A 15,314-nucleotide genomic window follows, 5' to 3' on the forward strand; every position below is an offset into this window, starting at 1 on the left:
AGATTAAAATAATTTCTTACTTCTACTGGCAAGACATCCCCGCCATAGATATATTCTGGAATAACAGCCAGAAACAATATTAATATTTTTATACTTCTATTCATTTCCTAAACACCATATCCAACTATTTCAAACTTCTTCTAACTTTACTTTGCCGTCCAGCTCGACAACTCCTCCTGGCTGTATATCCTGATCTTTCCGGAATCAACGTCCACCACCTCCATCCGCTCGGTGCAGGAGAAACAGGGATCTATGGAGCCCACGATGATCGGCACGTCGGCCACCTGCTCGCCCCGGACCATATCCGGGATGGTCGGCAGGTTGGGGTAGGTTGGGCAGCGCACCCTCCAGCGCTCCGGCCGGTTATTGCCTCCGGTCAGCAAAAAGTGGACATCCTCCCCGCGGGGAGCCTCCACCGCCGAAATGGCGATGCGCCCGGCCGGGATATCCTGCCGGATCTCGGTGATGATGTCGCCCTCCGGCAGTTCCATCAGAGCATCCAGCGATTGGTTGACTATCTTGAAGGACTCCAGTGTCTCCAGGATCCGGACCACCGTCCGGCCCCAGACATCGTTGCTGTCGGCGGTGATCACCTTGAAATCAATGGCATCATAGGCGCAGTAGGGATGGTCCTTGCGGGCGTCCATGTCCAGATCGGCCGCCCGGGCCACCGGGCCCACCGCCGCCCACTCGTGACAGCTCTCCTTATTAAGGATGCCGACCTTCTCCAGGCGCATCCGGAGAGTGGTGTCGTCCTTGACCGCGTCCAGCACCGCCAGCCATTCCTTCTCCATATTGTTGATCTTGGTGCGGATCTCGGGCACCAGGGCCCGGGGAATATCGCGCCGCACCCCGCCGATCAGGTTCATGCCGTATGTTTTGCGGTTGCCGGAGATCTTTTCGCACAGCCACATGATGGGCTCCCGCATCCGCCAGGTCTGCATCAGCACGGTGTCGAAGCCGATGATGTGCCCGGCCACCCCCAGCCACAGGGCGTGGGAATGGATGCGCTCCAGCTCCAGCATGATGGTCCGGATGTAGTCGGCCCGCCGCGGCACCTTGATGTCGGCGGCATGCTCCACCAGTTTGCAGAAGGAGACGTTATGCACGAAGCCGCAGATGCCGCAGATACGCTCGGCCATGAACGGGATCTGGTTGTAGGTCAGGGTCTGGTCGCCCAGCTTTTCTATGCCCCGGTGGGCGTAGAACCCGCGATAGTCGACGTCCACCACCTTTTCGCCCTCCACATAAAGCCGGAAATAGGTGGCCTCCTCGAACACCGGGAAATACGGCCCCATGGCCACCACCGTGGTCCCCGGAGGATTATCCTTGAACTGGTAGGCCTGCTCGGGATGGGACTCCGGCTTTTGGCTGTAATCGAACTCCTTGCGCAGGGGGTAGACCTCGGCCGGCCAGTCATCGGCCAGTATCAGCCGCCGGGGATCGGGATGGCCGGGGAACTCTATCCCCAGCAGGTCACGGATCTCGCGCTCCGACCAGTTGGCCCCGGCGATCACGTTGGTGATGGACGGCACCCTGGGCGTATGGGAATCGGCCGTCACGTCTAAAGTGACAAAGAAATGGTCCTTGTCGAAGGTGAACAGGTGGTAGACCGCGAAGCGTTTCTTGATGTCCCGCTCGTCGGAGCCCACGCTGACCAGGTATCTGGCGGTGGTCTGGCGGTGCAGTATCTCCGTGGCTTGCACCACCGCCTCCGGCTTGACCTCCACCCACAGCTGATCGGGGATCGGCTCGGTGGACCCCATGAACCCGGCGCCCAATTTAGCTTTCAGTAAGCTTAGAATATCCTGTTTGGTCATTTAGAACTTCCAATATATATTATGATTTAAATTTCTCAAGATAACCTCTTCAACTTTTTCAACATTTTAAACTGAGCCCGATAGCTGTCAGCTTAGTTAACATCCCCCCAGTTGAAACTGATCCCGCCAGTAACACCATAGCCGGATATGTCGTCCAGCGGTTTCCCGTAAAGATAGTTTGCCTCAATGGGAATGGATATAAGTTTTCCCAGTTTAATTTCAACCCCGCCGTTCACTCCAAAGCCCAAAGCCGGGTCCTCATTATTATTTCCGGTTATGCTCAGGCCGGCGTAGCTTAATTTGTATTCCTCTGTTGCCGAATAAACGTTGCCCTGAATATAAGGGAACAGCCGACCTCCTGCGCTTCCCAGATTATATCTTAAACCTATTCCCACTCCGCCGGCGGTCACTTCCCCCTTAAGACCATTGACCTCCTCATCGCTGGTCCAGCCCCGGACATCCACCGCCAGGTCAACGTTTTTATCGAAGGAGTAACGGTAGTTGAGATATTGCCCCGTCCCCTGGCTGAGGTCGAATCCCGGCAGTTCAAAATCACCGCTGGTAGATTTGAAATATCCCAAAAAACCGAAAGAGACATGATGCCGGCCCAGATTTTCACTGAACTTTTTTTGATTCAGGGCCGCGGTCACCACTTCGTCATCGCTTTGGAACTGGGCCTGGGCTATTCCGCAGAGACTGACCAAAAGCAAGACGATGGATATTTTTTTCATATTGACTCTTTCAAACATTTTAACCTTTTCAACTTCTTAAACTTTTTAAACTGGGACCTATATCATCGCTAAATAAGGGTCACCCCACCATGAACATGATGAACAGCGCCACCGCCGCACCCACCACCATCCAAAGCAGATACCATTGCGGGAAACCGCTGTGGGTGCCGGCAAAAATCTCCAGGACCTTGTGCCCGACATAGACCAGCGGGCGATACAGCCAGTCGTCCACGTCCAAAATATGCTTAAGCTTGAAGGATTTTTTTATATTGGGCAGCTTCCAGTGGGGATAGACCCCCTCCTGGCTGTACTTGCCGAATCGGATATTGAAATGCTGCTTGAAGGTCTTGAAATAACTGCCCGAATAGTAACGCACCGCCTCCGGGCTCTGTACTTCGCCGGAATACCAGAGATCGGAAACCTTCTGTTTGGCCCCGCCGGATTTCCAGATGATCCAGGCCACCAGCCCCAGCACCGCCAGAGCGATCAGCACGAACAACGGCTTGTAGAAGCCCACCAATCCGTCGCCGAAGTTAAGGGCCAGGCCCCACTGGCTGGTGTTTATTATCGAGGCGAATTGCGGCCAATATGAGGGTGTCTGGAAACCGGATACCGCCCGGTAGATGACCTTGGCGATGGGCACCACCAGCAGCCCCTGCAGGAACATCACCGCCACCAAAAGATACTGGGCAGCTTTCATTGTTCCGGGAACGTCCGATTCTATCTTGGCATTCTCCGGCAGGCGCTGGCCCAGAAAACTCATCCCCAGGTATTTGACCATCATGGAAAGCGTTATCAGACTGGTGAACAGTGCCACCAGGCCGCACACCAAAATAAGCGGTACCGCAAACCCGCTGTTCAGGGTGGACTGGTAGATGAGCCACTTGGAGGCAAAGCCGTTAAGCGGGGGGATGCCAGCCACGGCCAGTCCGGCCACCAGGGCGGCCACCGCGGTATGCGGCATATATTTGCCCAGGCCGCCCAGCCGGTCCAGATCGCGGTGCCCGGTCTGGTACTGCAATGAGCCGGCCGATAAAAAGAGCATGGTCTTTATGGAGGCGTGGTTGATGATGTGATAGACCCCGGCCATCAGTGCGATGGTGGCCATGGCCGGGCTGATGGGCAGCAGGGCCAGGCCGGCCCCGACAGCCAGCAGAATATAGCCGATCTGCCCGATGGACGAAAAGGCCAGCAGGCGCTTGGCGTCCTTCTGGAACAGGGCGGTCAGGGTGCCTATGAACAGCGACACCGTGCCGAAGCAGACCATGATGATGCCCCAGGTGTAGGAGAAATGCGAAACCGGCAGCATCCCCAAAAAGACCCGGAGGATCCCGTAGATGCCTATCTTGATCATCACCCCGGACAGAATGGCCGATATCGGGGAGGGCGCCGCCGGGTGGGCGTCGGGCAGCCAGTCGCCGAAGGGAAAGATGCCGGCCTTGGTGGCGAAGCCCAAAAAGAACAACAGCAACAAGGTGTGCAGAAGAACCGGGTTATCGTTCAGCAAAAGACCCATCACCGGGCCCAGGGCGTTGAAGTCGAACGATTGGCTGTAGTGATAAAGGGTGTTGGCGGCGATGATGATCCCGGCGGTTCCGATATGGGTCATCAGAAAATATTTGAACCCGGCGTTGACGTTGGTCTTGTTGCCCCATTCGTAGACCACCAGGGCATATGAGGTCAGGGTCATGAATTCCCAGAAGACGATAAAGAAGAACAGGTCGCGCACCACCACCACTCCGTACATGCCCAGGAGGAACAACAGCAACAGCGGATAATAGCGGGCCAGTGATTCCTTGTAATGCTTCATGTATTCTATGGAGTACAGCCCGGCGGCCCAGGAGACGATGGTGATCACCAGCAGGAAGATGGCAGACAGCACATCCACCTTCAGCAGAAACGAGGCCCCCAGGCCGGCCACTTGGAATACCGGCTTGTCCAGGTTGAAGGTCCCGATGGCCAGCACTCGCAGGGCCGTGTAGAGAAAGCCCAGCGAGGCCACGGTCTGGAAGACGAAGGATATCCATCCGATGGTCCGCCGGGAATACGGCATCAACAGGGTTACGGCAGCGCCTATGAACAGCGTTGCCATGGAGAACAGAATGACGGTTTGAAGATTCATATTATCGAAGAATTTATGTTATTCTTTATTTGGCCGTATCGGGATCTAAGATTTTATATTCGGAAGCATCGATTCCCGGCAATTTTTTATATACTCGTTTACTGCCTTATTATACTGTTTGATTAATTGACTGACTTTATTAACCCTATCAGCTGGAGGTTCTTCATTTTCCCATTTTTTTGGCAAAGCCTTGCTGAAAGCTACGCTGTCCTGATATTTCATGTCCTTAATCTGTTGATCTAATTGCAAGCGAAAAGAATCTGCCTCCGGCAAATACCGCTGGGACTTAACCTGAACCTCCTTTAGTTTAGAAATAAAATCCTTTTTCCTCAATCGTTGCCCCCGGGGTGCCTGAATCAAAGGATACTGCAGATTTATCAAATGTTCGTCATATAGGTTATTATATTTTTCCACCAGGGAACACAATGCCCTTTTATCTTTAACCAAAGGATTGGGCATCCTGCTCCGGTACACAAACCTGCTTGCCATCGCCGCCCCGCCTAACATCGCACCAAGAACACCACAAACATATGTGTCCTTATCTGCTGCTTGTGCGATAACCCCTCCAATCAATGCACCAGCAAACCAACCTAAACCAAACCCGCCAAAAGCAGCGCCAATCGGATTCTGTTTCTTCCAGCGCAATGAATCGGCCTTGGCCCCTATGGCCGTGGTGCTGCTGTCACGATGCATTAGCCCTATATAGTTGGTTTTTACCAAAACCTCCGTACTTTTATTATAAAAGAGACCCCTGTCAATTCCCTCAAAATATACTTTGTCTACTTTCAGAGAATCTTCACGAATTTTATATACCGCCCAACTCCCCGGGTTTTTATCATCGTATACCCCGTCTGCCTTTTTAGTCGATGGTCCCATGGTTGCGCAACCAATTATTTGCATTAACATCAAAAAGGAGTAAAATGTTTTTTCTTTTGTGCGCTTCATGTTCCCCACTTTTTAAAACCTAATAATTCCCTCTCCCACCGGGGGAGGGTTAGGGAGGGGTCTACCTTATTAATTTTATCAGCGGCAGTCCCACTAACGGGGCGATCACGGTCAGTATCATCTTTGAATTCCAACGATAGGCCACAAATCTTTGATACATTATTACTGTTTATTTGTCGAGTCTGACACCACCGGTGCTATCGTGGATTTATTAAGTAAGTTATAATCATCTACCAACCCGGCCAAAGTTGCTTTATGCTCCTTTTTCACATCATCGCCCATTATAATCCCCGATCCGAACAAGCCGATCAGCGCGCCAAGGCCCGTGGCCAATGGGGTTATCAGCAATACCGCATACGAAGCTGCACCTATGATGGCATTTGCTTCGGAGCAGCCGGGTTCATTCGCCTCGGAAAAACCCCAAACTGCAAAACTGACTCCTACGACTAAGGGAACAATCGCCCCGATGGTTGTTGCCCTATTCCTTATTTTGATATTTCTACCTTCGTGCCCGATTTGAACGCTGTCCAACTCCTCGACCTTATTATAAAGCGATAAATATTCCTGTTTGCCATCATTGTTATATTTAATTTTTCCTTTGAGTTCTGCGATCTTCTGGCGAAAGCCATTATAGCTTACCGTATCAGGAAGAACTGTTGCTATCGAAGAGGGCTCACTATCATATATTACAACCGGAGGAGTCGGCTTGGGCATACTGGCACAGCCGGCAAATTGAAGAAAAACAATGAAGCAGCATAATGTTTTTAACAGGGGCTTATTCATATAACAATTTTCTTCAATTCTTTTAAACCTTTTCCCTCTCCCACCGGGGGAGGGATCAAGGCGATGCACTGAGCTTGTCGAAGGGGAGAGGTCTACCTTATTAATTTTATCAGCGGCAAACCCACCAGCGGGGCGATCACGGTCAGTATCATCAGGACTATCAAAATGACCTTGGAGTTCATTGGAAGTTTTATGGCCTGGTTGACTTTCTCAGAAGGCTCGCCGAAGAACACCTTGTGAGCCACGAAGAAATACCAGGCGAAGGCGATTATGATCTCAGCCACGAAGGGGATTATCAGGAACACCGCGGTCTTGCCGCCGATCTCGATGACGCCCTCCATCAGAAATAGCTTGGACCAGTAGCAGGACAGCGGGGCGATCCCGGTAACGCCCAGGGTCCCGATGATGAAGGCGATTGACGCCAGGGGCATGGTCTTGGTCAGGCCGCCCAGCTCGTCCATGTTGCGGGTGCCGGTGGCGTAGGCGATGGCCCCCACGCAAATGAACAGCAGGGCCTTGGCCGGCGCGTGGCAGATGATGTGCAGAATGGCCCCCTGATAGCCGTAGTGCGAACCCATCACCCCCAGGCCGATGCCCAGGAAGATGTATCCCAGGTGGGCGATGGTGGAATAGGCCAGAAATTTTTTGATGTCTGTCTGAAAGAAGAACAGAAACAGCGAGGCCAGCATGGTCATCACCGCGAACACCGCCACCAGCAGGCCCAGCCCGTAGGAGAAACCCACCGTGGAGATGGTTACCCGGGCCATTAAATAGACCCCGGCCTTGACCATGGCCGCGGCGTGCAGGTAGCAGGACACCGGGGTGGGAGCCGCCATGGCGTTGGGCAGCCAGGCGAAGAACACGATCTGGCTGGACTTGGCCCAGGCCGCTATCAGGAACAGTATGAAGATCACTGTCTTCATCTGGGGGGTCAGCAGGTTGATGGCGTCGAAGCCGAAACTGCCGGTGTTGACGAACAGCACGATCAGGGCGATCAGGAAGAAGATCCCGCCGAAGAAGGTCTTGATCAGGGCCTCAAACCCGGCATCCAGGGATTCTTTGTTATGATAGTAGGAGATCAGGGCCCAGGAACAGATGGTGGTCAGCTCCCAGAAGATGAACAACTGCAGGAAATTGGCCGACACCGAAACCCCGACCATGGCCCCCAGGAACAACAGGTGCCACAGATAGAAGCGTCTCTTGCCATCCTTAACCGGGTGAAACTTGTTCTCCGGCGACAGGTAGTCCCGGGAGTAGAAGGTCACCAGCAGCCCGATGATGGTGGTCACCAGCAGCAGCACCATGGAAAGCGGGTCTATGAAGACCCCCATGATCCCGGGAACATCCGGCAGCCAGGGCCAGTTGATCAGCGGCAGGGAGAACCTTTTGCCGTAGGCCAGCAGCACCACCAGCAGGGAAAGGATGGTTACCAGCGAGGCCACCACCGCGGCAAAGATGTCCTGCTTCTTTTCCGGCAGCCACTGGGTTATCAATGCCCCCAGAAAAGGCAGTATCAGCATTACGATAAGTATGGAACCTAACATAATCTTCTATAATAGTATGAGTTTATATTTTTTGATCGTCATTCTGTGCGATGACGCGCCTTTATGTCACCCTGAGAAATCTGCCCGCCCAACAGGCCGAACGGGCGACGACAATTCATCCTTCAACCTGACAGCCGTTTCGTTATTCTGAGACCGGCAGCCTGCTGGCCAAGCCGAAGAATCTATGCCCCCTTGGCGCAGATCCTTCAATTGTGAAACCTGCTGCCGCCTTCAGGATGACAAGCCTTTTGTCACCCTGAGAAATCTATCCGCCCGACAGGCTGAACGGGTGACACCCGTCATCCTTCAACCTGCATTGCTCCGAAGTTTCCTCAGGATGACTAAGAAAATTCTTATTAACCTTAGCGTCTCTGTGGCTTGGTGTGAAAATACCCTAACGGCCCGCAATGATCCCTGCCAGATTATCTATGGTCGTTCTTACCTCGGTACTCAACCCTTTGCCGAACTCTATGCCTCTGGGTTGTACTCCCAGTATTTTGATATCCAGCTCCGGCAGTTTTTCCTTCAAATACTTGATGAACATAAGAAGCGACAGATTGTGGGTGGATACCGCTATCCGCTTGCCCAATTGGTCGCTCTCCAAAAGGGCCGCATCGCCCGGCATTCCTCCCAGGGCCACCGCATCGGCTATCACCAGTCTGGCCGGAGCCAATTGGACTATCTGGCTCAAAAGATCCTCCGGGGTCTCCCCGCCATCAAGCAGGTTGACTTTGGTTCTGCCTGAAAGATTTTTAACCAACTCCGGGCCGAACCCGTCATCGCCCCGCAGAACATTTCCCACCCCGATGATCAGCGAGTCGCCATTTAAAGAACCAAGATATTCAAACAGGTCAGGCATGGTTGCCTCGATAAGTTATACCATGATTATACGTTTGACCAGCAGTTGTTCCGCAATTGTATTTCAATTGTATCACCATTGTATGGCTATAGTCTTCCAATCGTTAGAACGCCTCCTCGGCCAGCCCCTTGATCTCGGTGTAGTTGAACACCGGCCCCTCGGTGCAGACATACTTGTTCCCGATGCAGCAGTGGCCGCACTTGCCCACCCCGCACTTCATGTAGCGCTCCAAAGTGGAGACGATCTGCTTCTCCGGCAGTCCCAGCTTGAGGAGCTCGATGATCACGAACTTGATCATGATGGGCGGCCCGCAGGTGTAAACCACGGTGTTGGGAATGTCCAATTTCAGCTTGGGGAACAGGGTGGTTACCACCCCCACGTTTCCGGTCCATTCCTTATCGGCCACATCCACCGTCTGGATCAGCTTCAGGTCGGTCTTCTTTTCCCATTCGCTTAACTGATATTTATAGACCCGGTCGGCCGGGGTCCGGGCTCCGTAGAGAATGGTGAAATCGCGGTAATCGGAACGGTGATTGAATATGTGGTCAATCATGGAGCGCAGCGGCGGAAGGCCGATGCCACCCCCGATCACCAGCACGTCCTTGCCCTTGGAGTCTATCTTATCCAGAAAACTGTTGCCCAACGGCCCCTTGATACCGATCTCATCGCCCACTTTCATCTCATTGAGGGCATTGGTCACCCGGCCGCAGGCCCGCACTGTAAAGGTCATCACGCCCGGCTCCTGGGGCGAGGTGGTCAATCCGAAGGGCGCCTCGCCGGCCCCGAACACCGAGGCCTCCACGAATTGCCCGGGACGCGAGATGAACAGCTTGGCCTCGTCCTTCTTTTTTATTCTGACATCATAGGTGCGGGTGTCGGGTGTCTCCTGCTTGATGTCGGTGATCTCCGAAATGTACGGTAGGTAGATATTGGGATTCATAATGCTCTTGTTTTATTTTTTGCCCGCTAAACACGCGAAAATTAATCATCTTCGATGTTCAACAGTAATTTTATTTCTTTGCGGTCATTCCTGCGCTTCATTGCCTTCAGTGTAAACTCCAGCAGGAATCCAGGTTTTGTATTTAGGACTTAGTGCTTTCTGTGTCCGTTTTTCTCATCCAGCGGATCACCGTCGGCATGTCAACCCCGCCGGGGCAGGCGATCACGCATCTGCCGCAGCCCACGCATCCGATCACCGGGTTCTTCTCCAAATAATCCATGGATACCTTGTGATAGAACCAGCGCTTGCGGCGGTCGGCCCTGGTGGCCCGGGGATTGTGGCCCGACACCTCGCGGGTGAACCCCGCAAAATCGCAGGTATCCCAGCTGCGGTAGCGCAGGCCTTCGGTATCGGACTCCATCTTGTCGTCCACATCAAAACAGGAGCACATCGGACAGACATAGATACATCCGCCGCAGCCAATGCAGTAATCGGCCACCTTCTGCCAGAACTCCGGCTTGAGGTGCCCCTGGTCCATCCGGCGCATGGCTTTGGAAAAGAAACTGATGGGCTGTTGGAAGGTCTTTTCGGCCTCGTTTTCCAAATTGCGGCGGGCATGCTGGTCGCCGTCCTGGGTCGTGGTGAAATATTCTTTGAATTCCTTGATAAACTCCTCGCCCTTGGGGCTGCCCACCTCGGCAAAGTAACGGTCACCCAAGTCGGTAAGCTGAATATCATAGCCCTGGGCCAGAAACGGGCCGCTGTCGGTGCAGACGCAGAAACACTTGGGCCCGGCCACGTTGCAGCCGATGGTAATGAACACCGCCCGGTTTCTTCTGGCCTCGTACAATGGGTCCGGTAGGGGATCGCCAGACTTCCAGTCCGGGCCGGATTTTGTGCCCTGCCCGAAGAAGCTGTCGAAATAATTAACCGCCGACATATCGCAGGACCGGATGCCCCAGATCACCGCCCGCGGCATGGCTTCCGGCGGGGACAGCTCCAGTCCAGATTTGTTCTTTTTGTAGCGGAACATCTCCTCGATCTGGGGAAATACGAACCGCTTGGCGCCCAGATAGCCGTTGACGTAATCCCCGGCCAGCTCTTTCTCGGACGACAGCTGGCCAAAAAAATTGTCTCCGTTCTCGCCGGCCATCGGCCCCCAAAGCTCGTCGCCTTTTTTTATCAGGCGAGCCAGCAGCTCCGGTACCTTGGATTTGGCAAGTGAATAACTCTTGTTTTGCGACATATGATATGATCCGGTTTATATTGTTTTTAGCATTGTACTCAACGGGCTTAACAAAAAGAGGGCCAATGACAAAAGGGCCCTTTAACATATGGCCATAATTTGTGAATTATTTCACAAAGACGACAAAAAGTCAAGCCCTTTTTATGCGTTCCGTTAGGTGTGAAAATTCTTCTTTTGTTATCTTATCTGCCAGATCTTGTGCAGTTGCCGGATTATGCTGACATGGGTTAAAAACTGACCGGCCAGACCTTGGTATCTGCGCACCATTTGCATGTCCGGAACGGTTTTCCCTTCGGCCGGCTGCAGGACAAGGATGATCTTTTTATCAACAGCGGCTATCATTTTGGCGGCCCGTTCAACTTCAGCTTGAATAGTATTGTCACAGACCACCATCTTGACGAAAACCTTGTTCTTGGTGATATTCAAAAAATCCTTCTGAACATCCCAATGGTCTTTCCCGCAGGCCGAGGGGGGCTTGATGTCCATAGAGACCACGTCGATCCCGGAGATAAGGGATGCTAATTCCCGGGGCAGGGTGCCGTTGGTCTCCAGATAGGTCCGAAACTTTTGTTCTTTTAGGGCTGGAATGATGGCCGAAATGAATTTCGCCTGCAGCAGCGGCTCCCCGCCGGTGAAGGAGACGAACTGCCCCGGCTGAGTAATGGCGTTTATTTTAGCTAAGGCCTCAGAGGTATCCATCTCGATTGTCTTGCCGTCATCCTTGGCCTGAGGGGTGTCACAATAAGAACAATCCAGATTGCAGCCGGCCAAGCGCACAAAGGTGGTGGGATCGCCCAGATAGATGCCTTCGCCCTGCAGGGAATGAAATATTTCGGTTATTTTGGCTTTCATTTTTACCGGTATATCTTAAAATCCGAATTTTGGCTCTCCACCCGCATCCGGCCCTTGCTGATCAGCGCATTCCATGCGGCCTGCACCCAATAATCCAAGGTAAACAAAATGCCGTCAATTTCTGTAAACGTGATTTTCATTTCAAATTCACTTACCGGCCATTTCATTTTTGGCATTATGGCGCTTGCTGAGCTTAATGTTAATTTTTTCGGATCATAAAAAAACTCACCGGCTAAATTACCTTTTTTAGGCTTCTTGGGGCTGAATTTTATTTTACCCAAAACTTCTGTTTCAGTAATTGGAATCACTTCAAAGATATAGGTTGAATCATTAAAATTAGGCAGGGTTATACTTTCTTTGTGTTCTTGTTTTTTCTTCTCAGCCGGATAAATCAGGGTGTATTCCTGCAGTGAATCGCCCTTGAATTTCTGCCAGGTCCTGACGGTATCGGTTTTTTCTATCCCGCCCTGTTTGTCCAGCTTATGGACATAGGTAATGGTATTGAAACTGTATACCAGTTCCTTCTGCTCTTTCTTCTGCCGATCCATCTTCTGCTGCAGTTTGATGAGGGTGGAATCCTGGGCAAAGGAGACAATTGGAAATAGAACAACTACCAACAAGAACGCTGAGCATATTAGAAATTTCTTTAACATATTTCCCTGATTTTTATTTGTGTCTTGGTGCCTTTGTGGTTAGCTGTCTGCTGGATCTTTCATCTTGGCTTCCTTGAACCCCTTGGCCCGCAACAAGCAGGAATCGCAGGTGCCACAGGGCTTTTTACCGCCGCTGTAGCAAGACCAGGTCAGGGCATAGGGCACGCCTAAATTGATTCCCAATTTAATTATTTGGGATTTGGTCATTTTCAGAAGGGGCGCAACTATCTTTATCGGCCTTCCCTGGCGTCCGGCCTTGGTGCCCAGTTTGAAGACCTTTGACATGGCCGCGATGTAATCCGGGCGGCAGTCGGGATAGCCCGAGTAATCCAGGGCATTGGCGCCGATCATCACCGCTCCGGCCCCCATGGCCTCGGCCAATGATAATCCATAGCTGAGAAACAGGGTGTTTCGGCCTGGCACATAGGTGGAAGGGATCTCGGCTCCAACAGCCTTGACGTTTTTGGCCTTGGGCAGAGCCGCCTTTTTTTCCAGCAGGCTGCTGCCCTGCCAGGGCAGTTTTATGGAAATGACCCGGCATGGCACCCCGGCCTTTTTGCACAAGGCTTTGGCCGAGCCGACCTCGCGGCGGTGCCGTTGGCCGTAGTCGAATATCAGGGCCTGCGGTTTATAGCCTTTGTCGATGGCCCAATACAGCACGGTGGCCGAATCCAGCCCGCCGGACAGCAGGATCACGGCTTTTTTATTTAGGCCCATAGGTGGCCTTGCATCCTTCGCTTTCCCATACCACCACCTGGCTGACTTTGATCTTCTTGGCGCTGAATTTCAGCAGCATCTCTTCGTAGATCATCTTGGCAATGTTCTCGGCGGTGGGGTTGATCTTGTCGAAGGGCTTGATCTCGTTGAGGTGCTTGTGGTCCATCCGGGAAAGAACCTTGTCCATGGCCGTTCGCAGGTCGGTGAAATCTACCACCATGCCGGCCTTGGTCAGCTCCTGGCCCTTCAACTCCACCTCAACCTTGTAGTTGTGGCCGTGCAGGTTTTCGCACTTCCCCTGATAGTCCCTAAGGCTATGGGCCGCGGAAAAGTGCTGGACGGCGGATACGTAATACATTGTGTCTCCTTGTGACGTGATTTTAGTGATTAATTTCTACATTTTGTCATCCCGAGCGCCTGTCCTGATAAAGACAAGAAACTTAACTATTGAAGGAACACGTCGAAGCAACACAGATTGAGGGATGACCCTGTCACCCAGTCACCCATTCGGCTTGCCAACCAAAATTGACTTCTCAGGGTGACAGTGGTCTCGTCATCGCGAGAAGGCTGTATGGCTTTACAAATGAAGCGATCCAAAGCTTGGATTGCTTAGCTTTACAATTATAGACCACCCTTATATCCCCTCCTTGATCAAGGAGGGGACGATGGGGTGGTAAGAATTTATTTGTCCTCGCAATTATAGCTGGCGCTTACATTAATAGCAATACCTCCCCGGGCATTGAAGAACCCGGTTACTTCGCAGCGCCGCGGCTTGGCGATTTTGACGATGTCATCCAGTATTTTATTGACCGCCTCTTCGTGGAAAATACCCTGATTGCGAAAGGACCACAGGTAGAGTTTTAGGGATTTTGATTCGATGATCAGCTTATCCGGAATGTAATTTACGGTGATGGTCCCGAAGTCCGGCTGCCCGGTGATGGGGCAGACCGCGGTGAACTCGGCCGATTCCAACACCACCTGGTAATCACGCTTGGGATACTTGTTGGGAAAGGCCTCCAGTTTGCCGCTGGGCTTGGTGACCTTTTTACCCAATAATGTCAGTCCATAATTTTTCTTTGGCATGATATTCCTTCGTTTTTTTAATTCTTGGTTTTTAAATATTATAATTCACTGCAATTATTACTGCTTATAATATCCTATAGGATTTTCAGGTTTATATTTTTTATCAGCTAATATAATTTGTTTTTTTGTATATATATTATATGCACACAAACAGTTTTGTTGTTTTCCATATTTTTCAACAAACACAATAGTTGAATCGTTTATCAATGTATAATTATAAATATCTTCTTTAACCAATAACGGCATTTCATTTTCAAACATATTGTTCAATATATATAAATTGGGCATCCATCTTCTACCATATTTTTTATTAACGGTTATAATCGAATCGTATTTTATGAAATACAATCCTTTCTCTTTGTTCATCCATTTGATATTTTGCAGATAATATTTTAACTCAATTTCTTTATTTTCTAAAACATCATATAAAAATGTTTTTTCATAATTATAATACTTATATAACAGTTTCGAACCATCTTTTGTCCACGATAAAATATCTTCAATGTCCCGTTCTTTATTATCAGTAAGCCTTCGCCATTTATTGACCTTAAATTCATATAAATATAAATCATACAAATCACACAAAGCGAAATATTCATTATTATATGACCAGTCAGATATATATCCGATACCAAATCTGCCTACTGTTGGCATTGGTAGCGTTTCTGTTTTTAAAGTATTTAAGTTTAAAACATTGAACTCTTTATTTATTTTGCCGTCATTCGGATTATAAAAAAATAAAATTTGATCACTGTTTTTACCCCAAGAAAAATATAATATTGGGGTTGCTATCCCGTAGCCATTATAACCTGTTTGGTAGCGGGTGGCTTGATAGAGAAATTTGTTTTCCATATAATAAATATAAATTTGTGGAACAATATCGTTTAGATGTTTACCATCTTCATACCAGCCAACAAAGCCAATTTTATAACCATCGGGCGAAAAACATAACGTTCTTTCGTCTATTATTAAATCTTTCACTAACTTTATAGGTTTTTTAGTACTAGCATCCATATAAT

General features: G+C 50.7%; 15 protein-coding genes. All 15 read right to left on the minus strand.

Features of this window, described 5'->3' with window-relative positions; genetic code table 11:
• Nucleotides 1–146 precede the first annotated feature (146 nt).
• Nucleotides 147–1,820 (minus strand): NADH-quinone oxidoreductase subunit C, encoded by a 1,674-nt coding sequence (locus KJ869_02610; GenBank protein ID MBU1576080.1) that lies wholly within the window; start codon nucleotides 1,818–1,820, stop codon nucleotides 147–149.
• A 92-nt stretch (nucleotides 1,821–1,912) separates the two neighbouring features.
• Complete coding sequence (locus tag KJ869_02615; GenBank protein MBU1576081.1) at nucleotides 1,913–2,551, minus strand: porin family protein; 639 nt, start codon at nucleotides 2,549–2,551, stop codon at nucleotides 1,913–1,915.
• A gap of 79 nt (nucleotides 2,552–2,630) precedes the next feature.
• On the minus strand, nucleotides 2,631–4,673 hold the full coding sequence (locus KJ869_02620) for a hypothetical protein (protein ID MBU1576082.1): 2,043 nt from the start codon (nucleotides 4,671–4,673) through the stop codon (nucleotides 2,631–2,633).
• A gap of 45 nt (nucleotides 4,674–4,718) precedes the next feature.
• Entirely contained in the window at nucleotides 4,719–5,618 is a 900-nt protein-coding gene (locus tag KJ869_02625; protein ID MBU1576083.1) for a hypothetical protein, read from the minus strand.
• Nucleotides 5,619–5,780: 162 nt separating this feature from the next.
• Nucleotides 5,781–6,401, minus strand: coding sequence for a hypothetical protein (locus KJ869_02630; GenBank protein MBU1576084.1), 621 nt, complete (start codon nucleotides 6,399–6,401; stop codon nucleotides 5,781–5,783).
• Nucleotides 6,402–6,493: 92 nt separating this feature from the next.
• Nucleotides 6,494–7,945 carry a hypothetical protein gene (locus KJ869_02635; protein MBU1576085.1) on the minus strand — a complete coding sequence of 484 codons (1,452 nt, stop codon included), beginning with the start codon at nucleotides 7,943–7,945 and terminating at the stop codon, nucleotides 6,494–6,496.
• A gap of 394 nt (nucleotides 7,946–8,339) precedes the next feature.
• On the minus strand, nucleotides 8,340–8,804 hold the full coding sequence (locus KJ869_02640; GenBank protein ID MBU1576086.1) for a hydrogenase maturation protease: 465 nt from the start codon (nucleotides 8,802–8,804) through the stop codon (nucleotides 8,340–8,342).
• Between the two features lie 103 nt (nucleotides 8,805–8,907).
• Nucleotides 8,908–9,744 (minus strand): FAD/NAD(P)-binding protein, encoded by an 837-nt coding sequence (locus KJ869_02645; GenBank protein MBU1576087.1) that lies wholly within the window; start codon nucleotides 9,742–9,744, stop codon nucleotides 8,908–8,910.
• 142 nt (nucleotides 9,745–9,886) lie between these two features.
• Complete coding sequence (locus KJ869_02650; GenBank protein MBU1576088.1) at nucleotides 9,887–10,990, minus strand: 4Fe-4S dicluster domain-containing protein; 1,104 nt, start codon at nucleotides 10,988–10,990, stop codon at nucleotides 9,887–9,889.
• 177 nt (nucleotides 10,991–11,167) lie between these two features.
• Complete coding sequence (locus KJ869_02655; GenBank protein MBU1576089.1) at nucleotides 11,168–11,842, minus strand: 7-carboxy-7-deazaguanine synthase QueE; 675 nt, start codon at nucleotides 11,840–11,842, stop codon at nucleotides 11,168–11,170.
• A gap of 2 nt (nucleotides 11,843–11,844) precedes the next feature.
• Nucleotides 11,845–12,495 carry a hypothetical protein gene (locus tag KJ869_02660; protein ID MBU1576090.1) on the minus strand — a complete coding sequence of 217 codons (651 nt, stop codon included), beginning with the start codon at nucleotides 12,493–12,495 and terminating at the stop codon, nucleotides 11,845–11,847.
• Between the two features lie 39 nt (nucleotides 12,496–12,534).
• Nucleotides 12,535–13,212, minus strand: a complete 678-nt coding sequence (queC, locus tag KJ869_02665; protein MBU1576091.1) for a 7-cyano-7-deazaguanine synthase QueC — start codon at nucleotides 13,210–13,212, stop codon at nucleotides 12,535–12,537.
• A complete protein-coding gene (queD, locus tag KJ869_02670; protein MBU1576092.1) occupies nucleotides 13,199–13,570 on the minus strand; it encodes a 6-carboxytetrahydropterin synthase QueD in 372 nt (123 codons plus the stop codon). The genes queC and queD overlap by 14 nt, the downstream gene beginning before the upstream one ends.
• A gap of 323 nt (nucleotides 13,571–13,893) precedes the next feature.
• Nucleotides 13,894–14,295, minus strand: coding sequence for a preQ(1) synthase (queF, locus tag KJ869_02675; protein ID MBU1576093.1), 402 nt, complete (start codon nucleotides 14,293–14,295; stop codon nucleotides 13,894–13,896).
• Nucleotides 14,296–14,352: 57 nt separating this feature from the next.
• On the minus strand, nucleotides 14,353–15,314 hold a 962-nt coding region (locus KJ869_02680; protein ID MBU1576094.1), incomplete at its 5' end, for a hypothetical protein.

This window comes from Candidatus Edwardsbacteria bacterium (genome assembly GCA_018821925.1).
Taxonomy (GTDB): Bacteria; Edwardsbacteria; AC1; order AC1; family EtOH8; genus UBA2226.